Annotated in this window: 18 protein-coding genes; 10 read left to right on the top strand and 8 right to left on the bottom strand. The window is 74.3% G+C overall.

What is annotated here, in order from left to right:
- The first annotated feature begins 41 nt into the window (after positions 1 to 41).
- On the top strand, positions 42 to 2,180 hold the full coding sequence (gene pta, locus ACFU9A_RS07810) for a phosphate acetyltransferase (protein WP_430574661.1): 2,139 nt from the start codon (positions 42 to 44) through the stop codon (positions 2,178 to 2,180).
- Entirely contained in the window at positions 2,177 to 3,451 is a 1,275-nt protein-coding gene (locus ACFU9A_RS07805; protein ID WP_430574660.1) for an acetate/propionate family kinase, read from the top strand. Before pta ends, ACFU9A_RS07805 begins: the two co-directional genes overlap by 4 nt.
- Here ACFU9A_RS07805 and ACFU9A_RS07800 read toward each other — a convergent pair.
- Positions 3,438 to 3,956, bottom strand: a complete 519-nt coding sequence (locus ACFU9A_RS07800; protein WP_430574659.1) for a gluconokinase — start codon at positions 3,954 to 3,956, stop codon at positions 3,438 to 3,440. The genes ACFU9A_RS07805 and ACFU9A_RS07800 overlap by 14 nt on opposite strands.
- A gap of 78 nt (positions 3,957 to 4,034) precedes the next feature.
- On the opposite strand from ACFU9A_RS07800, the gene ACFU9A_RS07795 reads away from it, so the two are divergent.
- The 3 genes from ACFU9A_RS07795 to ACFU9A_RS07785 are packed head-to-tail and all read left to right on the top strand — an operon-like array spanning position 4,035 to position 6,967.
- Positions 4,035 to 5,363 (top strand): carboxylesterase family protein, encoded by a 1,329-nt coding sequence (locus ACFU9A_RS07795; protein WP_430574658.1) that lies wholly within the window; start codon positions 4,035 to 4,037, stop codon positions 5,361 to 5,363.
- The gene (locus ACFU9A_RS07790) at positions 5,360 to 6,310 is read left to right on the top strand and encodes a DUF4031 domain-containing protein (protein ID WP_430574657.1); all 951 of its coding nucleotides are present in this window, start codon (positions 5,360 to 5,362) and stop codon (positions 6,308 to 6,310) included. Before ACFU9A_RS07795 ends, ACFU9A_RS07790 begins: the two co-directional genes overlap by 4 nt.
- Positions 6,311 to 6,319: 9 nt before the next feature.
- Entirely contained in the window at positions 6,320 to 6,967 is a 648-nt protein-coding gene (locus ACFU9A_RS07785; protein WP_430574656.1) for a vancomycin high temperature exclusion protein, read from the top strand.
- A gap of 27 nt (positions 6,968 to 6,994) precedes the next feature.
- Here the strand turns inward: ACFU9A_RS07785 and ACFU9A_RS07780 are convergent, their stop codons facing one another.
- From ACFU9A_RS07780 to ACFU9A_RS07770, 3 genes are all read right to left on the bottom strand, one after another.
- Complete coding sequence (locus ACFU9A_RS07780) at positions 6,995 to 8,617, bottom strand: succinic semialdehyde dehydrogenase (RefSeq protein WP_430574655.1); 1,623 nt, start codon at positions 8,615 to 8,617, stop codon at positions 6,995 to 6,997.
- A 106-nt stretch (positions 8,618 to 8,723) separates the two neighbouring features.
- Positions 8,724 to 9,167: a GNAT family acetyltransferase gene (locus ACFU9A_RS07775; protein ID WP_430574654.1), complete on the bottom strand. Its 444-nt coding sequence runs from the start codon at positions 9,165 to 9,167 to the stop codon at positions 8,724 to 8,726.
- Positions 9,164 to 10,288 (bottom strand): GuaB3 family IMP dehydrogenase-related protein, encoded by a 1,125-nt coding sequence (locus ACFU9A_RS07770; RefSeq protein ID WP_430574653.1) that lies wholly within the window; start codon positions 10,286 to 10,288, stop codon positions 9,164 to 9,166. Before ACFU9A_RS07770 ends, ACFU9A_RS07775 begins: the two co-directional genes overlap by 4 nt.
- A gap of 54 nt (positions 10,289 to 10,342) precedes the next feature.
- On the opposite strand from ACFU9A_RS07770, the gene ACFU9A_RS07765 reads away from it, so the two are divergent.
- On the top strand, positions 10,343 to 11,113 hold the full coding sequence (locus tag ACFU9A_RS07765; RefSeq protein ID WP_430574652.1) for an exonuclease domain-containing protein: 771 nt from the start codon (positions 10,343 to 10,345) through the stop codon (positions 11,111 to 11,113).
- Positions 11,114 to 11,222: 109 nt separating this feature from the next.
- Positions 11,223 to 12,758 carry a helix-turn-helix domain-containing protein gene (locus ACFU9A_RS07760; protein WP_430574651.1) on the top strand — a complete coding sequence of 512 codons (1,536 nt, stop codon included), beginning with the start codon at positions 11,223 to 11,225 and terminating at the stop codon, positions 12,756 to 12,758.
- A gap of 72 nt (positions 12,759 to 12,830) precedes the next feature.
- Here the strand turns inward: ACFU9A_RS07760 and ACFU9A_RS07755 are convergent, their stop codons facing one another.
- Positions 12,831 to 13,469: a Rid family hydrolase gene (locus ACFU9A_RS07755; RefSeq protein ID WP_430574650.1), complete on the bottom strand. Its 639-nt coding sequence runs from the start codon at positions 13,467 to 13,469 to the stop codon at positions 12,831 to 12,833.
- Positions 13,470 to 13,743: 274 nt separating this feature from the next.
- Between ACFU9A_RS07755 and ACFU9A_RS07750 the strand changes: the two genes are divergently transcribed.
- A complete protein-coding gene (locus ACFU9A_RS07750; RefSeq protein ID WP_430574649.1) occupies positions 13,744 to 15,369 on the top strand; it encodes a flavin monoamine oxidase family protein in 1,626 nt (541 codons plus the stop codon).
- 81 nt (positions 15,370 to 15,450) lie between these two features.
- Here the strand turns inward: ACFU9A_RS07750 and guaB are convergent, their stop codons facing one another.
- Together guaB and ACFU9A_RS07740 are read right to left on the bottom strand one after the other, a co-directional pair.
- The gene (gene guaB, locus ACFU9A_RS07745; protein WP_430574648.1) at positions 15,451 to 16,968 is read right to left on the bottom strand and encodes an IMP dehydrogenase; all 1,518 of its coding nucleotides are present in this window, start codon (positions 16,966 to 16,968) and stop codon (positions 15,451 to 15,453) included.
- A gap of 96 nt (positions 16,969 to 17,064) precedes the next feature.
- The gene (locus tag ACFU9A_RS07740) at positions 17,065 to 18,189 is read right to left on the bottom strand and encodes a MerR family transcriptional regulator (RefSeq protein ID WP_430574647.1); all 1,125 of its coding nucleotides are present in this window, start codon (positions 18,187 to 18,189) and stop codon (positions 17,065 to 17,067) included.
- Between the two features lie 203 nt (positions 18,190 to 18,392).
- On the opposite strand from ACFU9A_RS07740, the gene ACFU9A_RS07735 reads away from it, so the two are divergent.
- On the top strand, positions 18,393 to 18,683 hold the full coding sequence (locus ACFU9A_RS07735) for a WhiB family transcriptional regulator (RefSeq protein WP_430574646.1): 291 nt from the start codon (positions 18,393 to 18,395) through the stop codon (positions 18,681 to 18,683).
- A 57-nt stretch (positions 18,684 to 18,740) separates the two neighbouring features.
- Here ACFU9A_RS07735 and groES read toward each other — a convergent pair whose 3' ends face one another.
- Positions 18,741 to 19,037, bottom strand: a complete 297-nt coding sequence (groES, locus tag ACFU9A_RS07730; protein WP_079572552.1) for a co-chaperone GroES — start codon at positions 19,035 to 19,037, stop codon at positions 18,741 to 18,743.
- A 211-nt stretch (positions 19,038 to 19,248) separates the two neighbouring features.
- Between groES and ACFU9A_RS07725 the strand changes: the two genes are divergently transcribed.
- Positions 19,249 to 20,472 (top strand): SAM-dependent methyltransferase, encoded by a 1,224-nt coding sequence (locus ACFU9A_RS07725; protein WP_430574645.1) that lies wholly within the window; start codon positions 19,249 to 19,251, stop codon positions 20,470 to 20,472.
- Positions 20,473 to 20,475: the final 3 nt, after the last annotated feature.

Raw genomic sequence — 20,475 nt, 5'->3', positions numbered from 1 at the left:
CGACGAATGACCAGCGACGCACGAATGACGGGTGACCTCGCGTGACCGGCTCCTCCCGCTCGATCTACATCGCCTCCCCCGAGGGCGAGACCGGCAAGTCGACGGTCGCGCTGGGCGTGCTGGACCTGCTGGTCCGGCAGGTCTCCCGCGTCGGGGTGTTCCGCGCCGTCTCCCGCGTGCCGTCGCCGCCGGCGTCGGACGCGGGGGGCGACGCCCCGCGGGACCACGTGCTGGAGATGCTGCTCCAGCACGACGGCGTGGACCTGTTCTACGAGGACGCGGTCGGCGTCACGTACGACGACGTGCACGCCGACCCCGAGGCCGCCCTGGCCAAGATCCTCGACCGCTACCACGCGGTGGCGGAGCGGTGCGACGCCGTGGTCGTGGTCGGCACGGACTACACGGACGTCGCGGGCGCCACCGAGCTGGCGTTCAACGCCCGCGTCGCGGCCAACCTCGGCGCCCCGGTGCTGCTCGTGGCGTCCGGGCGGGGCCGCTCGTCGGAGGACGTGCGCGCCCTGGTCCGGATCAGCGTCGCCGAGCTGCGCGCCAACCACGCGCAGCCGGTGGGGGTCGTCGTGAACCGGAGCACCCCGGCGGTCCTCGCCGCGGGCGCGACGGCGCTGGTCGGCGACCTGGACCTGCCCGTGTGGACGATCCCCGAGGAGCCGTTCCTGCACGCGCCCACGGTGGGCCGGCTCGCCGAGGCGGTCGAGGGCACCCTCATGCTCGGCGACCGCGACCTGCTGGGCCGCGAGGCGCTGGAGGTCATCGTCGGGGCGATGTCGTTCGAGCACGTGCTCGACCACCTGTCCGACGGCGCGGTCGTCATCCTGCCGGGCGACCGCTCGGACGTGCTCCTCGGGCTGCTGTCCGCGCACGCCGCGGCGACGTTCCCGTCGCTGGCGGGCATCGTGCTGACCGGCGGGTACGTGCCGCGCGGCGTGATCGCGCAGCTCCTGGCGGCGCTCGGCCCTCGCGTGCCGGTGGTCGCGACGCGGCTGGACACCTTCCACGCCGCCCGGCGCGCGGCCGAGACGCACGGCTACGTCACCGTCTCCTCGACCCGCAAGGTCGACGTGGCGCGGGCCCTGTTCGAGCAGCACGTGGACGGCGCCGCGCTGCTGGCGCGCCTCGACCTGCCGCGCACCCGCGTCGTGACGCCGCTGATGTTCGAGTACGAGCTCGTCGAGCGCGCCCGCGCCGACCGGCGCCGCGTCGTGCTGCCCGAGGGCGACGACGACCGCATCCTGCGCGCCGCGTCGACCGTGCTGGCCCGCGGCATCGCGGACCTCGTGATCCTCGGCGACGAGACGACGATCCGGGCGCGCGCCGCCGAGCTCGGCCTCGACATCGCGGCGGCCACGGTGCTCTCCCCCACCGACCCCGAGCACGTGACGAAGTTCTCCGCCGAGTACGCGCGACTGCGCGCGCACAAGGGCATGACGGTGGAGCGGGCCCGCGAGATCGTCACCGACGTGTCGTACTTCGGCACGATGATGGTGCACCTCGGCCTCGCCGACGGGATGGTCTCGGGCGCCGCGCACACGACGGCGCACACCATCCGGCCGTCGTTCGAGATCGTCAAGACCCAGCCCGGCGTCTCCGTGGTGTCGTCCGTGTTCCTCATGTGCCTCACCGACCGGGTGCTCGTGTACGGCGACTGCGCGGTGATCCCGGACCCGACGGCGGAGCAGCTCGCCGACATCGCCATCTCGTCGTCGGCCACGGCCTCGCAGTTCGGCGTGGACCCGAAGGTCGCGATGCTGTCGTACTCCACGGGCACGTCCGGCTCGGGCGCCGACGTCGACAAGGTGCGCACGGCCACCGGGCTGGTCCGCGAGCGCCGCCCCGACCTGTCCGTGGAGGGCCCGATCCAGTACGACGCCGCCGTCGACGCGTCGGTCGCGAAGTCGAAGCTGCCGGAGTCGGCGGTGGCCGGGCAGGCGACGGTGTTCGTCTTCCCGGACCTCAACACGGGCAACAACACCTACAAGGCGGTGCAGCGCTCGGCGGGCGCGGTGGCCGTCGGCCCCGTGCTGCAGGGACTGAACAAGCCGGTGAACGACCTGTCCCGCGGCGCGCTCGTGGCCGACATCGTCAACACCGTCGCCATCACCGCGATCCAGGCGCAGGCGCAGGACCAGGCACAGGAACAGGCGCAGGAGGCCACCGCATGAGCATCGTCCCCGAGGCCGAGCGCCCCACCCCGTACAGCGCCTACGGCGCGCACGGGTCGGTGCTGGTCCTCAACTCGGGCTCGTCGTCGCTGAAGTACCAGCTGGTCAACCCCGTGGGCGGCGAGGCCATCGCGGCGGGCACGATCGAGCGCATCGGCGAGCCGTCGGGCATCGTCACGCACACGTTCGCCGGCAACAGGACGCGCCGGGAGCTCGAGGTGCCGGACCACGGCGAGGCGCTGCGGCTGGCCCTCGGCATGTTCGACGAGATCGGCCCCCGCCTCGCGGACGCCGGCATCTACGCCGTCGGGCACCGCGTGGTGCACGGCGGCGCGGAGTTCTCCGGCCCGGTCGTGGTGGACGACGACGTCGTGGCGCGCATCGACGCGCTGGTGCCGCTCGCGCCGCTGCACAACCCGGCCAACGTGCAGGGCATCCGGGTGGCGCGCGAGCTGCTGTCGGACGTGCCGCACGTCGCCGTCTTCGACACCGCGTTCTTCCAGGGGCTGCCCGCCGAGGCGTACACGTACGCCATCGACCGGGAGGTGGCCGCGACCTACGACGTGCGCCGGTACGGGTTCCACGGCACCAGCCACCAGTACGTGGCCGGCAAGGTGGCGCGGGTGCTGGGCCGGCGGGTGCAGGACCTGCACACGATCGTGCTCCACCTGGGCAACGGGGCGTCGGCGTCGGCGGTGGCCGGCGGCGTGCCGATCGACACGTCCATGGGCCTGACGCCCCTGGAGGGGCTGGTGATGGGCACGCGCTCGGGCGACGTCGACCCGGCCGTCGTGTTCCACCTCGCCCGGAACGCCGGGATGAGCATCGACGAGCTGGACACCCTGCTGAACAAGCGCTCGGGGATGCTCGGGCTCTCGGGCGTCAACGACTTCCGCGAGCTGCGCCGGCTGATCGACGGGGGCGACGAGGCGGCGGCGCTCGCGTTCGACGTCTACGTCCACCGGCTGAAGAAGTACGTGGGCGCGTACGCCGCCCTCCTCGGGCGGGTGGACGTCGTCGCCTTCACCGCGGGCGTCGGGGAGAACGACGCGGCGGTGCGGGCCGCCGTCTGCGAGGGGCTCGAGGGCATGGGGATCGCCGTCGACCCGGAGCGGAACGGCGCGTCGCGGCACGACGAGCGGATCGTCTCCCCGGACTGGACGTCCACGCTGGTCATGGTGATCCCCACCATGGAGGAGCTGGCGATCGCCCGGCAGTGCGTGGAGGCCGTGGAGCACCTCGGCCCCGCCGCGTCGGTCACGGCCGGCTGAGCCGCTCCACGATCTCGTCCGCGATCTCCTCGGGCTCGGCCTCGATGCCGACGGTGAAGCCGTCCTCGTCGGGGTCGAGCGGCTCGAGGGTCTCCAGCTGGGAGGCGAGCAGCGACGGCGGCATGAAGTGACCCTTGCGGGCCGCGAGCCGCGCCGCGAGCAGCTCCCGCGAGCCGTCCAGGTGCACGAACCGGACGGGGCTCTGGGCGGTGCGCAGCACGTCGCGGTAGGCGCGCTTCAGCGCGGAGCACGTGACGACGGCGTGCCGGCCGCCTCCCGAGTGCCCGTCCAGCCAGTCGCGGATGGCGAGCAGCCACGGGGCCCGGTCCTCGTCGGTCAGCGGGATGCCCGCGTGCATCTTCTCGACGTTCGCGGCCGGGTGGAAGTCGTCGGCCTCCGCGAGCTCCAGGCCGAGGCGGTCGGCGAGCAGCGCCGCCACCGTCGTCTTGCCGGACCCCGCGACGCCCATGACGACGAGGTGGGCGCCGTCCCCCGTGGCAGTCATGCGCCGAGCATTCCCGGCGGGACGGGCCCGCCGCAAGCCGGGGGCACGCGTCGCGCCCTCCCGCCGTAGTCTCGACGCGTGACGCTGCACTTCACGCCTCCCTGCGGCCCGGTCCACGGCTGGGCGGACGGCGACGTCCGCCGGGCCACCGGCATCCCCTACGCGCACGCGGAGCGCTTCCGGCGTCCCGCGCCCGTCCCGGACCGGGTCGAGGTGCTGGAGGCGACGTCCTGGTCGCCCGCGTGCCCGCAGGCGCCGGTGCCGTTCCTCGACGAGGTGCTGGGCCCGGCCGGGTCGGGCGTCCCCACCGACGAGCACTGCCAGCGCCTGTCCGTGACGATGCCCGCCGACGCGGGCCCCGACGACCGGCTGCCCGTCATGGTGTGGCTCCACGGCGGCTCGTACACCTCCGGTGCGGGGGACGTGCCGATCATGGACCCGCGCCCGCTGGTGGCGGAGCAGCGGGTGGTCGTCGTGACGGTCACCTACCGCCTGGGCCTGTTCGGCTACCTGGGCGACGACGGCCCCGACCGCCCGGCGAACCTCGGGCTGCTCGACCAGCTCGAGGCGCTGCGCTGGGTGCGGCGCAACGTCGCGGCGTTCGGCGGCGACCCGGCGCGCGTCACGCTGTTCGGGCAGTCCGCGGGCGGGGACGCCGTCGCGCACCTCATGGCGGCCCCGGCCGCGGCGGGGCTGTTCTCGCGCGCGATCGTGCAGAGCGCGCCCCTCGGCATCTCCCGCGGGCGGGCGCGGATGAACGCCGCCATGGCGCGCGCGGCGGCCGGGGTCTCCGCCCGCACGCCGGTCGACGACGTCGTGGCCGCCGAGGCACGGGTCGGCGAGGTCGCTCGCGGGTTCGGGCTGCGTGCCGCGATGCCGTTCGGCACCCAGTACGGCCACGACCCGCTGCCGCCGGAGCACGAGGTCGCGGCGGCGTGGGACGCGGCGGCCCCGCAGGTCGCGGTGCTCGTCGGGAGCACCGCCGAGGAGGCCCGCCTGTTCGTGCGGCGCCTGCCCGCCGTGCGCCGGCTCGCCGCGCTGCCCGTCGTCGGGCCGTGGGCGCGCCGGGCCATGGTCGCCGCCGTCACCGCCCGGGTCTACGGGCGCCCGGCGCGCCGGTTCGCCGCCCGGCACGCCGCGGCCGGGGGCACCGCGTACCGGTACGTCGTGACGTGGGCGGCGCCGGGCAACCCCTGGGGCGCCGCCCACACGGTCGACCTGCCGCTCCTGTTCGGCGACGAGAAGGCGTGGGCGACCGCCGCGCTGACCGACGGCGCGCCCTGGGAGGACCTGCAGCGCAGCGCCCGCGGGGTGCGCGCCGTGTGGGGCGCCTTCGCGCGGGGCGAGGACCTCGGCGCGCGCGGCGAGGTGCCGGGCGCGCTCGTCTACCGGAGGGCGGGCCGATGACGCTCTGGCTCGACCCGCCCGCGTGGCCCGCCCACGGCACGCTGTGGTCCCACCTCGTCTCCGACAGCTCCCTGCACGAGCTGCGGGCCTTCGCCCGCGCGCAGGGGGTGCGCGACCGGGCGTTCGACCTCGACCACTACGACGTCCCCGCGGACCTGCACGACGCGCTGGTCGCCGCGGGCGCCGTGCCCGTCACGGGGGGCGAGCTGTCGCGGCGGCTCGCCGGCTCGGTCCTGCGAGTCCCGGGGTGGGAGCGCAGGCGGGCCTCCCGCGACGCGCTGCTCGCGCGGTGGGCGCGGCTGTGGGACCCCTCGGCGACGGACGGTGCCGCCGGTGTCGACCCCGTCGGGCGGGACCTCGTGGACCGCTGGCGCGAGCCGCACCGCGTCTACCACTCGCGGCTGCACCTGGCCGGCTCCCTCGACTCGCTCGGCCTGCTCGCCGCCGACGGCGCCCCCGGCGACGCCTGGCACGCGGCCGTCGCGCTGTGGTTCCACGACGCCGTGCACGACGGCGACGCGGGGCGCGACGAGGAACGCTCGGCGGAGCTCGTCGGCGCGCTGCTCGGGCCGCTCGCCGGGCGCGCACGGCCGGCCGGCCGGGCGCTCGGGCTGACGGAGGACGACGTCGCCGAGGTCGCGCGCCTCGTCCTCGTGACGACGGACCACGCGCCGGCGCCCCACGACGCCTCCGGGGCGCTCGTCAGCGACGCCGACCTGGCCGTGCTCGGCGCGGACCCGAGCCGCTACGCCCGGTACGCCGCGCAGGTCCGCGCGGAGTACGGGCACGTGCCCGACGACGCGTTCCGCTCCGGCCGCGCCGCCGTGCTGGACCAGCTCGCGGGGCTGCCGCACCTCTACCGCTCCCCCGCCGCCGCGGGGCGCTGGGGCGAGGCGGCGCGGCGCAACCTGCGCGCCGAGCGGGACGGGCTCGACGCCGGGCGCTAGGTTGCGGTCGTGACCCCGACCCCGCCCGCCGCCGGACGTGTCGCCCGCCCGCGCCGCCGCCGCGCCCTCGTCGCCACCGCCACGACGCTGGGCGTGCTCGCCCTCGCGCTCGCGGTCCCGGTGGCGTGGGTGCAGCTCCTCGGCCAGGCCCGCGTGCGCCCGTCGGTCGAGGCGGTCGAGCCCGTCGACGCCATCATCGTGCTGGGCGCGGGGCTGCGCCCCGACGGCACCCCGTCCACGTACCTGCGGCGGCGGGTCGACGCCGCGGCCGAGCTCTACCACGCGGGCGTCGCCGACCGGGTGGTGCTCAGCGGCGACGGCCAGCCCCGCCCGGACGGGACCCCCTACGACGAGCCCGCCTCGATGCGCGAGTGGATCCTCGGGCGCGGCGTGCCCGACGAGGCGCTCACCCTGGACCGCCAGGGCCTCGACACGACCGCGTCGTGCCGCCGCACCGCGGACCTCACCGGGGCCCGCACCGCCGTCGTCGTCACGCAGGACTACCACCTGCGCCGAGCCCTGTTCAGCTGCGCCCGCGCGGGGCTCGACGCCCAGGGCGTGGGCGTCTCGTCGGCCAGCGCCACCCCGCGGAACTGGGTGTGGTGGCACGTGCGCGAGGTCCCCGCGTCGTGGCGCGCCGCGGTCCGCGAGCTCTGACCGCCGCCCGCGGGCGGACACGCCGCGTCAGGGCAGGCGCAGCCGCCGCATGGCGCCGAGCGCGACCGTGAGCACGCGGCTCGGCGTCTCGCCGCCGAGCGCGTAGAGGGTGTCGAGGGAGGCGCCGAGACGCGCGCCCCGCTGGACGGCGACGGTCTGGACCTCCGTCACCGCCTCGATGCCCTCGCGCCCGTGGCGCCGCCCCTGCCCGGAGGCCTTGAAACCGCCCATCGGCGCGCCCGCGGATCCCCAGGCGGACGCGTAGCCGTCGTTGATCACCACGGTCCCGGACTCCACGCGGGCCGCGAGGCGCCTGGCCCGCGCGACGTCCGTGGACCAGATGCTCGCGTTGAGACCGAACTCGGTGTCGTTCATGACGCGCACCGCCTCGTCGTCGGACGCCACCCGCGTCACCGACACCACCGGCCCGAACGTCTCCTCACGGGCGCACAGCGCGTCGGCGGGGACGTCGTCCAGCACGGTCGGGGCGTAGAAGTACGGCCCGACGTCGGAGCGGTGCACGCCGCCGACCAGAGCGCGGGCGCCCTTGGCGAGAGCGTCGTCCACGTGCTCCACGACCCGGTCGAGCTGCGCGGCGGAGACCAGCGAGCCGACGTCGGCGGTGTAGTCCAGCCCGGTGCCCAGCGTGAGGTCGCGCACGGCGGCGGTGAACCGGTCGAGGAACTCGTCGGCGATCCGCTCGTGCAGCACCAGCCGCTCGATGGACATGCACAGCTGGCCGGAGTTCGAGAAGCAGGCCCGCACGACGCCGGGCACCGCGGAGTCCAGGTCGGCGTCCGCCGCCACGTACAGCGGGTTCTTGCCGCCCAGCTCGAGCGTGGTGCCGATGAGCCGCTCCCCGGCGCGCGCGGCCACCTTGCGGCCCGTCGCGGTCGACCCGGTGAAGACGATGTGGTCCACGTGCTCCACGAGGGCGGCGCCGATGTCGCCGCCGCCGGCGACGACGAGGAAGAGGTCGTCAGGCAGCCCCGCGTCCTGGAGCACCTCCGCGACCCAGAGCGCCGACAGCGTCGTCTGGGGGTCCGGCTTGAGCACCACCGCGTTCCCGGCCAGCAGCGCCGGCACGGCCTCGGACAGCACGAGCGACAGCGGGTAGTTCCACGGCGAGATCGCGCCCACGACGCCCACCGGACGGCGGTGCACGCGCACCCCGGTGAGGACCGGCAGCATGCCGGGCACCCGGCGCGCGCCCAGGTACCCCGGGCCGCGCACGGCGTAGTGCCGGCAGGCCATCGCGACGTCGGCGACCTCCTCGAACGCGCTTCGGCGCGCCTTGCCCGACTCCATCTGGATCAGGTCGAGGATCTCCGACTGCCGCCGGAGCACGAGCACGCCGAGACGGTCGAGGACGGCGACCCGCTCGCGCAGGGGGGTGCGGGCCCAGTCACCCTGGGCGGCCCGGGCGCGGCCGACGGCCGTCGCCACGTCCTCCGGCGAGGACAGCGGGAACGCGGCGAGCGGGGCGCCGGTGAAGGGCAGCGTCGAGCGGTGCGTCCCGGCGGTGTGGGAGGTGACGATGCGCCGCGAGAGCGGCTCCACGACGTCGGGCTCCAGGACATAGGTGGCGGCGGGCAGCTCGGGGTCCAGCAGTTCCCCGAGAGCGCCTTCGCCCTCGTGCGCGGTCGGCATGGCGGCCACCCTACGCGGGTCGGCCGACCACGCCGCAACCGTCGTCCCCAGGTTCGCTCTCAGCGCGACCGGGAACTCGCCGCGGACGCCGACCTGCGGAGACGGGCTACAGGTCGCGCCCCAGCACCACGCACTCGGAGTCGGCGTACCCGAGCGCGTCGTAGAACCCCAGCACCCGCTCGTTGCCGTACCGCACCATGAGGCGCACCTTGCGCACCCCCCGGCCGCGCAGCCAGGCCTCCGCGGCGGCCACGGTGGCGCGGCCGAGGCCGCTCCCCTGCGCCTGCGGGTCGACGGCCACGTAGTACAGCCAGCCGCGGTGCCCGTCGTACCCGGCGAGCGCGGACGACACCAGGCGGTCGCCCGCCAGGCCGACGAGGACCGTCGACGTCGGGGTGCTGCGCGCGTCGGCGACGTCGAGGCGCGGGTCGTTCCACGGCCGGGTCAGCCCGCAGGCCTCCCACAGCGCGACGACCTGCTCGACGTCGCCGTCCTCGATCTCGCGGAACGCGACGTCGAGCGCGTCCCGCGTCGGGGCGTCGGCCGTCACCGCGGCTGGTAAGGCGACACGACGACCTCGACCCGCTGGAACTCCTTGAGGTCGGAGTAGCCGGTCGTGGCCATGGCCCGCCGCAGCGCGCCGACGAGGTTGAGCGTGCCGTCGGCGGTGCCGCTGGGCCCGAAGAGGATCTGCTCGAGGGTGCCCGCCGTGCCGACCGCCACGCGCTCGCCGCGCGGCAGCACCGAGTGGTGCGCCTCGGGACCCCAGTGCCAGCCCTGGCCGGGCGCCTCGGACGCCCGCGCGAGCGCCGCGCCGAGCATGACGGCGTCCGCGCCGCAGGCGACGGCCTTGACGATGTCGCCGGAGCGGCCCACGCCGCCGTCGGCGATGACGTGCACGTAGCGCCCGCCCGACTCGTCGAGGTAGTCGCGGCGGGCCGCGGCGACGTCGGACACGGCCGTGGCCATGGGCGCGTGGATGCCGAGGCCCACGCGGGTGGTGTGCGCCGCGCCGCCGCCGAAGCCGACGAGGACGCCGGCGGCGCCGGTCCGCATGAGGTGGAGCGCGGCGGTGTAGGTGGACGCGCCGCCGACGACGACGGGCACGTCGAGCTCGTAGATGAACCTCTTGAGGTTCAGCGGCTCGGCGTTGCCGGAGACGTGCTCGGCGGAGACGGTGGTGCCGCGGATGACGAACAGGTCCACGCCGGCGTCGACCACGGTCTGGTAGTGCTCCTGCGTGCGCTGCGGCGACAGCGCCCCGGCGACGGTGACGCCCGCGGCACGGATCTCCTTGAGGCGCTGCGTGATCAGCTCGGGCTTGATGGGCTCGGCGTAGATCTCCTGCATGCGCCGCGTCGCGGACTCGGCGGGCAGGTCGCGGATCTCGGCCAGCAGCAGCTCGGGCGACTCGTACCGCGTCCACAGGCCCTCGAGGTCGAGGACGCCGAGGCCGCCGTGGTTGCCGAGCGCGACGGCGGTGGCGGGGCTCATGACGGAGTCCATCGGCGCCGACAGGATCGGCAGGTCGAAGTGGTACGCGTCGATCTGCCACTCCACCGAGACGTCCTTCGGGTCGCGCGTGCGCCGCGAGGGCACGATCGCGATGTCGTCGAAGGAGTATGCGCGGCGGCCGCGCTTTCCGCGCCCGATCTCGATCTCGTTGCTCACCAGGACAGCCTACCGGCGCGGTCCTGTCGGTGGCCGGTGGCACAGTCCGTGGACATGACGACGTACGCGGACCACGAGGCAGCGGGGGCGGCGCCGGTCGCGACCCCGCCCGAGCCCGGCTGGTCCCGCGGCCCCCTGCTGGGCTTCGACACGGAGACCACGGGGCTCGACGTCGGGTCCGACCGCATCGTCACCGCGGCGCTCGTGCTGCGCTCCCCCGGCGGCGGAAGCACCGTGCGGACCTGGTTGCTCGACCCCGGCGTCGAGATCCCCGCCGAGGCCACCGCCATCCACGGCATCACCACGGCCCACGCCCGGGCGCAGGGGCGCGAGCCCATCGGCGCGCTCGAGGAGATCGCCGCGATCCTCGTGGCCCAGGTGCGTGACGGCGTGCCCCTCGTCGCGTACAACGCCTCCTTCGACCTGACGCTCCTGGACGTCGAGCTCGCCCGGCACGGCCTGCCCACCGTCCCGCAGCGGCTCGGCCGCCCGGTCGCGCCGGTCCTCGACCCGCTCGTCCTCGACCGCTGGCTCGACGGCGCCCGCGCGGGCAAGCGCCGCCTCGGCGACCTGTGCGCCCTGTACGGGATCGAGGGCGAAGGCGCCCTGCACACGGCGGACGTCGACGTCCTGGCCACCCTCGACGTCCTCGACGCCCAGCTCGCGGCGCACCCGCACCTGCGGAGCGTCGCCCTCGACGCGCTGCACGCCGCGCAGTCGGGCGCGCACCGGGCGTGGGCCGAGCGGGTCAACGCCGAGCGCGCCGCCGAGGCCGACAGCCGACCGCCCACCTCGACGGCCTGGCCGGCGGCGGGCGCCCGCTGACGAGTCGCATCTCACCACACGGATGAAGGACCTGCCCAGAAGGTCGGATCCGGCGTCACGAGGGTCGATCGGGTCTCCAATATCTCATCCATGAGATATCGTCGCTCGCATGACGATGATCGACGATGCACCCCTGAGTCAGGTCGGCGCCCTCATCCGCGGCGCCCGCCAGAACCGCGGCCTCACCCAGACCCAGCTCGCTGAACAGCTCGGCACCAGCCAGAGCGCCGTCCACCGGATCGAGCAGGGCGCGCAGAACGTCAGCCTCGAGATGCTGAACCGGATCGGCCTCGCGCTCGACTCCGAGATCATCAGCCTCGGTGGCCCCAAGCACGCGCACCTGCGCGTGCGCGGCGGCCAGACCCTCTCCGGCCGCATCGACGTCAACTCCTCGAAGAACGGCGCGGTCGCGCTGCTGTGCGCGTCGCTCCTCAACCGCGGCCGCACCACGCTGCGCGGCGTCGCCCGCATCGTGGAGGTCGACCGGATCGTCGACGTGCTGCGCTCCGTCGGCGTCCGCGCGACCTGGACCACCGGCGGCCGCGACCTCGAGATCGTGGTGCCCGACCAGCTCGACCTCGCCGCGATCGACGTGGACGCGGCGCGCCGCACCCGGTCGATCATCATGTTCCTCGGCCCGCTGCTGGGCCTGCGCGACACCTTCGAGCTGCCGTACGCGGGCGGCTGCGACCTCGGGACCCGCACGGTCGAGCCGCACATGATCGCGCTGCGGCCGTTCGGCCTCGCCGTCACCGCGACCGGCGGCAACTACCACGCCACGGTCGCGCCGGCGTCGGGCGCCGACCTGTCCGTCGTACTCACCGAGCGCGGCGACACCGTCACCGAGAACGCGCTCATGGCCGCAGCCCGCCGCGACGGCGTGACCACCATCCGCAACGCCAGCCCCAACTACATGGTCCAGGACCTGTGCTTCTACCTGGAGCTGCTCGGCGTCCGGGTGGAGGGCATCGGCACGACGACGCTCCGCGTCCACGGGCGCACGGACATCGACGTGGACGTGGAGTACGCCGTCTCCGAGGATCCGGTCGAGGCGATGAGCCTGCTCACCGCCGGGATCGTCACCGGGTCGGAGATCACGGTGGCCCGCGTCCCCATCGAGTTCATGGAGATCGAGCTCGCCACGCTCGCCGAGATGGGGCTGCGCTACACCCAGAGCGACGAGTACCTCGCACGCAACGGGCGCACGCGCCTCGTCGACGTCACCGTGCACCCGAGCGAGCTGCACGCGCCGATCGACAAGATCCACCCGATGCCGTTCCCGGGTCTCAACATCGACAACCTGCCGTTCTTCGCGGTCATCGCCGCGAACGCGACGGGCACCACCCTCATCCACGACTGGGTCTACGAGGGCCGCGCCGTCCACCTCACGGACCTCACGCGCCTCGGCGCCGACGTGCGGCTCCTGGACGCGCACCGCCTCCAGGTCACCGGGCCCACGCGCTGGTCCGGCGCCGAGGTGAGCTGCCCGCCCGCGCTGCGGCCCGCCGTCGTCATCCTGCTCGCGATGCTCGCCGCGAAGGGCACCTCCGTGCTCCGCGGGGTCGACATCATCGCCCGCGGCTACGAGGGCCTCACCGAGCGCCTGCGCGAGCTCGGCGCCAACATCGAGACCTTCAAGGACTGACCCGCCCGACCTCCCGGGCGGCGGGCCGGAAGGCCCCGCCGCCCGGGAGGTCGCGTCCCTCGCGCCGTCGGCCTAGCGGTCGTACACGGCGTCGACCTCGACCTCCACCAGCCACCCGTCGACGGGCAGGTTCTCGATCTCCAGGGCGAACCGCGAGGGCCGGGCCGCGTTGACCACCAGGGGGGCGCCGGTCTTCGAGCCCAGCGCGACGTCGAGGGTCCTGCCGGTGGCGAGGTTCGTGTTGGCGAAGAACTGGCGGTAGGCGCGGTTCCAGCCCGCGAAGTCCATCGCCTCCTCGCCGTCCGGGTTCTGCAGGAACACGCGCATGGAGACGACGTCGTCGTACGACAGGCCCGCGCGCTCGAGGTTCTCCCCGATGCGCATCAGCGCGTTGATCCCCTGGGCCTCGGTGAGCGTCACCCCGTCGGGCAGCTCGCCGCCAGGGAACACGTCGGTGGGGACGTAGCGCTCCTCGGCGGACACGCCCGGGGCCCGGTTCAGCGCGGACGGCCCCAGCCCGGACGACTTGTACCAGGCCACGTTCTTGCCGATGGCGACGCCGTCGGCGATCGACGGGGTGTCGCCGGTGACGAACGAGTGCGCCTCGGTGGGCCGGGGCTCGAAGAGACGCCCGCCCGCGACGGCGGTGGCGGGCACGGCGACGGCGGTCGTGACGACGACCGCGAGGACGACCTTCGTGGTGTTCTTCATGCCCGGGAACGTAGGTGCGCGCCGTTTCGCCCGGATGACGGCCGCGGGTCCGTCCGGGGTCGGCCGGCGGCGCCGCAGGTGGCGGCACGGCCTTCCGACCTGCGACGACGTCGTCGAAACGCACTCGTTACCGCGGGCGACGACCCGGTAACGCCACCGACCCCGTGCCGTGACGCGCCCCTCCTACCGTCGGGCGCGGTGCTGACGGCGGCGCCCGGCATCGAGGGCCGTCCGCGTCCGTCCGTCAGGCCTTTCGACACGAGAGGTAGTGCCCATGGTCACTGACACCGTCACCGACGGCCGCCCGTCCGGCTTCTCCCGCCGTAACTTCCTCCAGGCCGTCGGCGTGGGGTCCAGCGCCGGCGTCATGTTCGCCACGATGGGGGCGATGGGCCTCGCCCCCACGGCCGCCGCCCAGCCCACCGCCGCCGCCTGGACCCCGCCGCGCGGCAGCGACTTCACGCTCACGGGACGCTCGGCGAAGAAGGTCGTGGTCGTCGGGGCCGGCCCGGCAGGGCTCGCGTCGGCGTACGAGCTGCAGAAGGCCGGGTACCGGGTCACGGTGCTCGAGGCGCGGCACCGGCCCGGCGGCCGCACGCTGACCATCCGCGGCGGGGACTCCGAGACCGACGTCGACGGGGTGACGCAGACGGCGCGGTTCGACGACGGCGTCTACATGAACGCCGGCGCCGGCCGCATCGCGCAGTGGATGGTGACCATGGACTACCTGCGCGAGCTCGGCGTGCCGTACGAGGTGTTCACCAACGCGAACGCCGACGCCTACCTCTACAACGAGAAGAGCGGCGCGACGCCCGGGAACCCGGTCCGCTACCGCACGGCCAAGGCGGACGTCTTCGGGTACACCTCGGAGCTGCTGTCCTACGCCACCGACCAGGGCGCGCTGGACCAGCGGCTCACCGCCGCGGACAAGGAGAACCTGCGCTCCTTCCTGCGCAGCTGGGGCTCGCTGAAGGCGGACGGCACCTACGCGGGCGGCGACAACCGCGGTTTCGCGACGTACCCGTCGGCGTGGAACGAGCACGGCACGCCGCTCGCCGGCCCGGGCACGGTCTCGGAGGTGCTCGCCTCGAAGGTGGGGCAGTACTTCCCGTTCGAGATCAACTGGGAGCAGTCGATGCTCATGTTCCAGCCCAAGGGCGGGATGGACACCACGTACCAGTACTTCGTCAAGGCGATCGGCAAGCAGAACGTGCACTTCGGCTCCCCGGTGACGGGGGTCGAGAACACCCCGGGCGGCGTGCGCGTCACGTACACCCCCGCGCACGGGCGGCCCCGGCAGATCGAGGCGGACTTCGCCGTCGTCGCCGCGCCGGCCGGGCAGATGCGGACGTGGGACACGAACTGGGGCGCCGGGATCGACGCGGCCCTGGGCGAGTTCGCCGTCGGCTCGCCGGCCGGCAAGATCGGCCTGCAGTACCGGTCCCGGTGGTGGGAGGACGACCACCGCATCTTCGGCGGCATCACCGAGACCGACATGGACCTGGCGCACGTCTGGTACCCGTCGTACGGGTACGGGGAGCGCAAGGGGCTCGTGGTCGGCTACTACAACACCGGGACGAACGCCCGCACCTACGCCGACCTCACGCCCCGCGAGCGGGAGCGGCGCGCCGTCGCGCAGGGCGTGAAGATCCACGGCGAGAAGTACCGCACCGAGCTGGAGTCGTCGTTCTCGATCGCCTGGCACAAGGTGCCGTACATCGAGGGCGCCTGGGCCTACCCGGACACGTCGTCGGCGGGCTTCAGGCTGCTGCAGCAGGGCGCCGGCCGCGTCTTCTTCGCGGGCGACTGGATGTCCGAGGTGTCCGCCTGGCAGCACGGCGCGTTCTGGTCCGCGCGGTACGCCGTGCAGGCGCTGCACGCGCGCGTGATGGCGTCCTGACCGCCCTCGTCCGGTCATGACGACGGCCCGGGTCCTCCGCGAGGGAGGGCCCGGGCCGTCATCGTGGGCGGGGACCGCGGCTCAGAAGCCGGCGTAGTTCGGCGCCTCGACGGTCATCTGCACGTCGTGCGGGTGGCTCTCCTTGAGCGACGCCGACGTGATGCGGACGAACCGCCCCTTGGCCTGCAGCTCGGGGATGGTGCGCGCACCGACGTAGAACATCGACTGGTGCAGCCCGCCCACGAGCTGGTGGGCGACCGTGTGGAGGGTGCCCTTGTAGGGGACCTGCCCCTCGATGCCCTCGGGCACGATCATGTCGTCGCTGGCGACCTCGGCCTGGAAGTAGCGGTCCTTCGAGTAGGACTTCTTGCCGCGGGACGACATCGCGCCCATGGAGCCCATGCCGCGGTACGCCTTGTACTGCTTGCCGTTGACGAGGATCGTGTCGCCGGGCGCCTCCTCGGTGCCGGCCAGCATCGAGCCGAGCATGACGGTCTCCGCGCCCGCCACCAGAGCCTTGCCGATCTCGCCCGAGTGGCGCATGCCTCCGTCGGCGATGACCGGGACGCCGGCGGCGCGCGCGGCCAGCGACGCCTCGTACACCGCGGTGATCTGCGGCACGCCGACGCCCGTCACGATGCGCGTGGTGCAGATCGAGCCCGGGCCGACCCCGACCTTGATCGCGTCCGCGCCCGCGTCGACGAAGGTCTGCGCGCCCTCCTTCGTCCCGACGTTGCCCCCGATCACCTGGACGTGGCGCGTGGCGGGGTCCGTCTTGAGCTTGCGGACCATGTCGACCAGCATGCGCACGTTGCCGTGCGCGGTGTCCGCCACGAGCACGTCGACGCCGGCGTCGACCAGCGTGGTCGCGCGCTGCCACGCGTCGCCGAAGTAGCCGATGGCCGCGCCGACGAGCAGGCGGCCCTGGCCGTCCTTGGAGGCGTTCGGGAACTGCTCGGACTTCACGAAGTCCTTGACGGTGATGAGGCCGGCGAGGCGGCCCTCCTCGTCGACCAGCGGCAGGCGCTCGAGCTTGTGCTTGCGCAGCAGCAGCGTGGCGTCCTCGCGCGAGATCCCGGCCGGGCCCGTGATGAGCGGCGCGGGCGTCATGACCTCGGAGACCTTGGTCGTGGCCCACTCGGCGACGGGCGTGAAGCGCAGGTCGCGGTTGGTGACGATGCCGGTGAGGCGGCCGCCCGCGTCCACGACCGGGAAGCCGGAGATGCGGTACTCCCCCGCCCGCTTGTCGAGCTCCTCGAGGGTGACGTCCGGGCCGATCGTCACCGGGTTGGAGATGATGCCGGTCTGCGTCCGCTTGACCAGGTCCACCTGGTACGCCTGGTCCTCGATCGAGAGGTTGCGGTGCAGGACGCCGATGCCGCCCTGGCGGGCCATCGCGATCGCCATCCGCGACTCCGTGACGGTGTCCATCGCGGCCGAGACGAGCGGCACCCGCAGGGAGATCTCGCGCGTCAGGCGCGACGTGGTGTCGATGTCCGACGGGGCCAGGTCCGAGTACCCCGGCAGCAGCAGGACGTCGTCGTAGGTGAGGCCGAGGAATCCGAACGGGTCGTGCGCGGGCGAGGTCGAGTCCGTCATGACAGGAGTCTACGTTCTGGGCGCCGGCCTTATTCCGGCCGTCCCGCCCCACGGGACCTCACGTGGCCGACCTCACGCCGCCGGCCCGGCCCGCCGTCACGTCACGACGGCGAGGGCCTCGTGCAGCATCGCGGTGAACGACCGCACCCGCTGCACGGTCGGCGCGAGCGGCAGCTCGCTGGCGGCGTCGTCGCGGCGCAGGCTGACGATGATCGGCAGCTCCGCGAACCCCTCGTGCACGGCGTGGACGAGGTCGAGGTCAGGGCGTCGCTGCGACGTGGCGAGCACGAGGGCGGCGGGCCGCACCATCGTCACGAGCTCGAGCGAGCGGTGGGTGCTGGCGGGGCCGGTGACGATCCGCGCGGTCGCGCCCTTGGCGGTCAGCGCGGCGGCGAGGGCGTGCGCCGACAGCGGCACCACCTCGTCGGGCGCGGCGAAGATGAGCACGATCTTGCGCATCCGGCTCGGGTGGTTGGCCGGCGGCGCTCCCCCGGCCACCATGGCCCGCTCGAACGCCTCGGTGAAGTCGCGCAGCGCGCGCAGGGCGGCGGTCGCGAGCACGACCTCCGGGACGGCGCCGGGGCCGGCGAGCACCGTCCGCTGGGCGACGCGCTGCCACGCCGGCTCGGCGATCTCGGTCCACCAGACCGCCGGGTCGCCCTGCGCCGGGATGGCCAGGATCTCGTCGCAGGCCTGCTGGTCGTACGCGAGGGCGGCGTCGACGACGGCGGACACCCGGCCGGAAGCGCTCCCACCCGGGACGTGGCTGCTGGCGGCCATGCTTCGTTCGCCGCCGCCGGGCAGCGCCCGCAGGTGCGCGCGCCCGGGCCGCGGCGCCTCCTCGCCCGCCGGGGCGGCGGGGCGCTCGTCCTCGCCCTCCGGGACGTCCTGGTCGGCCTCGCCGGACGCCGACGACGCGGCCTGCTCCGTCGCCTCCTCCAGCTCCTCCACGCCGGCATCGAGCGCCGCCTTGGCGGCGTCGACCGGCGCGACCCCCTCCAGGGTGAGCCGGCGCATGACGAGCAGCCGCGCCACGTCCTCGGGCGTGTAGCGACGGTGCGAGCCTGCGGTGCGGGCGGACGGGCCGAGCCCGTAGCGGCGGTCCCACGTGCGCAGGGTGGCGGGTGCCACCCCGAGGCGCCTGGCGACCGCCGCGACGGCGAGGCCCGGGCTCGACGCGCGAGACCCGCCCCCGTGAGGGGCGGGTCGGGATGAGGTCATGGCGTCGATTCTGCCGAGAGGACCGGAGGGTCGCCACCGCGCCGCCGGGCGCGCCGCGGAACACGTCGACGATGCAGGTCAAAGCGGTTCAGAACCCGGTCGAACCAGTTCAGCGACGGGCGAAAAGTTGAACACTGAATCATCGAACCTCGTCACAAATCGGCATCTTGAACAACTTCTGCACAACTTGTAGGTTGTTCGACATGACGGAGATCTCGAGGCTGCCCGGCCCGGTGATGGAGCTGTGGGAGTGGCAGTACCAGGGTTCGTGCCGCGACGAGGACGACACGCTGTTCTTCCACCCGGAGGGCGAGCGCGGGTCCACCCGTCGACGCCGGGCCGAGGCGGCGAAGGCCATCTGCCGCGCCTGCCCCGTGATGATGCAGTGCCGGGAGCAGTCGCTCCGGGTCCGCGAGCCCTACGGGGTGTGGGGCGGGCTCAGCGAGGACGAGCGGTCGGCCATCCTCGCCGGCGGAGCGCGCAAGACCGGTTGAGGAAGCACGAAGGCCCCGCACCGACGACGGTGCGAGGCCTTCTGCGTCACGGAGTCGTCAGGCGACGACGACCGCGAGGATGTCGCGGGCCGACAGGACGAGGTAGTCCTCGCCGGCGTACTTGACCTCGGTGCCGCCGTACTTGCTGTAGATGACCTTGTCACCGACCTTGACGTCGACCGGGACGCGGTTGCCCTTGTCGTCGAAGCGACCCTCGCCCACGGCCAGGACCTCGCCCTCCTGGGGCTTCTCCTTGGCGGTGTCCGGGATGACCAGGCCGGAAGCGGTCGTGGTCTCGGCCTCGATGGCCTTGACGACGATCCGGTCCTCGAGCGGCTTGATGGGGACCGACACGTCGGACCTCCTTGATTCGCGATGCGTGGATGGACTTGCTGATTGACCAGGTCGCGTCCGAGGGCTGGCCGTCGTCGCGGGTGCCGGTACAGCCTTGCGGTCGCTGACGACAAATCTAGGCAGGCGTTAGCACTCTGACAAGTCGAGTGCCAGCAGTTCGCCGTGGGCGTCATGCGAACTCCCTCGCGCCGGCGCCTGAGACGATGGCCCGATGGACGCCGCCTCCGTGAGCAAGCTGCTGAGCCCGGACGGGTGGGCGCTGCTCAACTCGCTCCCCCCGTACGACGAGAAGCAGGCGATGGCGCTCGCCACGCGGCTGCGTGCCGAGGGGGTCGACGCCGACCTCGCCGCCGCCGCGCTCACCCAGTCGCGGCTGCGCGCCAAGGCCCGCGCCAAGCTCGGCGACTTCGCGGACGGGATGCTGTTCACGCCCGACGGCGTGGAGCAGGCGACGCGCCTCGTCGTGGCGGCGCTGCACGCGCGGCGCTACCTCGCCGCCGGCGTCTCGAAGGTCGCCGACCTCACCAGCGGGATCGGCGCGGACGCGCTCGCGTTCGCGGGCGTGGGCCTCCAGGTGCTCGCCACGGACATCGACGAGATGACGGCCGCGCTCGCCACCGTGAACCTGCGCCACTTCCCCGAGGCGGAGGTACGGCACACCGACGGGCTCGCGCTCGACCTCGCCGCCGAGGGCGTGGACGGCGTGTACGCCGACCCGGCCCGGCGCACCCGCGGCGGGCGGCGCGTGTTCGACCCGGCCGCCTACGCTCCCCCGCTCGACGCCGTCTGGGCGCTGCGCGACCAGGTCCCCGCGCTCGGCATCAAGGTCGGGCCCGGCATCCCGCACCAGGGCCTGCCCGCGGACGCCGAGACGCAGTGGGTCTCCGTGGACGGGGACGTCGTCGAGGCGGGCCTGTGGTTCGGGCCGCTCGCGGCCGACGGGCCCGGGCGCTCCGCCCTCGTGCTCACGACGCGCGACGGCGCGACGGCCTCGCGCACCCTGCGCTCCGACGGCGACGGCTCGGACCTCGTGCCCGACGTCGGGCCCGCCGGCGCCTACCTGTACGAGCCGGACGGCGCCGTCATCCGGGCCGGGCTCGTCGCCCACGCCGCGGACGAGCTCGGCGGCCGGCTGCTCGACCGGACCATCGCGTACGTCACCACCGACCAGCCCGCGCCGCCGCCCGCCGCCGGAGCCGCTCCGGTGGCGACGGGGTACCGGGTGCTCGACGTCATGCCGTTCAACCTCAAGCGCCTCAAGGCGTACCTGCGCGAGCGCGGCGTGGGCCGCCTGACGATCAAGAAGCGCGGCACGGCGGTCACGCCGGAGCAGCTGCGCGCCCAGCTCTCGCCGAAGGGCGACGCGGAGGCGACGCTCGTGCTCACGCGCGTCGGCGGGGTGCAGCACGTCCTCGTCGTCGAGCCCCTGCGCTGAGAC

Origin of the sequence: Isoptericola sp. NPDC057653 (genome assembly GCF_042799955.1) — a bacterium.
Classification (GTDB): Bacteria; Actinomycetota; Actinomycetes; order Actinomycetales; family Cellulomonadaceae; genus Isoptericola.
Note: the sequence above shows the minus strand (reverse complement) of the source record. Positions and strands in the feature narration are given on the sequence as shown.

What these genes read in the sequence shown, in the direction of transcription:
- ACFU9A_RS07805 (WP_430574660.1), top strand. Translation starts at nt 2,177, where the DNA reads ATGAGCATCGTCCCCGAGGCCGAGCGCCCCACCCCGTACAGCGCCTAC.
- ACFU9A_RS07800 (WP_430574659.1), bottom strand. Translation starts at nt 3,956, where the DNA reads ATGACTGCCACGGGGGACGGCGCCCACCTCGTCGTCATGGGCGTCGCG.
- ACFU9A_RS07790 (WP_430574657.1), top strand. Translation starts at nt 5,360, where the DNA reads ATGACGCTCTGGCTCGACCCGCCCGCGTGGCCCGCCCACGGCACGCTG.
- ACFU9A_RS07780 (WP_430574655.1), bottom strand. Translation starts at nt 8,617, where the DNA reads ATGCCGACCGCGCACGAGGGCGAAGGCGCTCTCGGGGAACTGCTGGAC.
- ACFU9A_RS07765 (WP_430574652.1), top strand. Translation starts at nt 10,343, where the DNA reads ATGACGACGTACGCGGACCACGAGGCAGCGGGGGCGGCGCCGGTCGCG.
- ACFU9A_RS07760 (WP_430574651.1), top strand. Translation starts at nt 11,223, where the DNA reads ATGACGATGATCGACGATGCACCCCTGAGTCAGGTCGGCGCCCTCATC.
- ACFU9A_RS07755 (WP_430574650.1), bottom strand. Translation starts at nt 13,469, where the DNA reads ATGAAGAACACCACGAAGGTCGTCCTCGCGGTCGTCGTCACGACCGCC.
- ACFU9A_RS07750 (WP_430574649.1), top strand. Translation starts at nt 13,744, where the DNA reads ATGGTCACTGACACCGTCACCGACGGCCGCCCGTCCGGCTTCTCCCGC.
- guaB (WP_430574648.1), bottom strand. Translation starts at nt 16,968, where the DNA reads ATGACGGACTCGACCTCGCCCGCGCACGACCCGTTCGGATTCCTCGGC.
- ACFU9A_RS07740 (WP_430574647.1), bottom strand. Translation starts at nt 18,189, where the DNA reads ATGACCTCATCCCGACCCGCCCCTCACGGGGGCGGGTCTCGCGCGTCG.
- ACFU9A_RS07735 (WP_430574646.1), top strand. Translation starts at nt 18,393, where the DNA reads ATGACGGAGATCTCGAGGCTGCCCGGCCCGGTGATGGAGCTGTGGGAG.
- ACFU9A_RS07725 (WP_430574645.1), top strand. Translation starts at nt 19,249, where the DNA reads ATGGACGCCGCCTCCGTGAGCAAGCTGCTGAGCCCGGACGGGTGGGCG.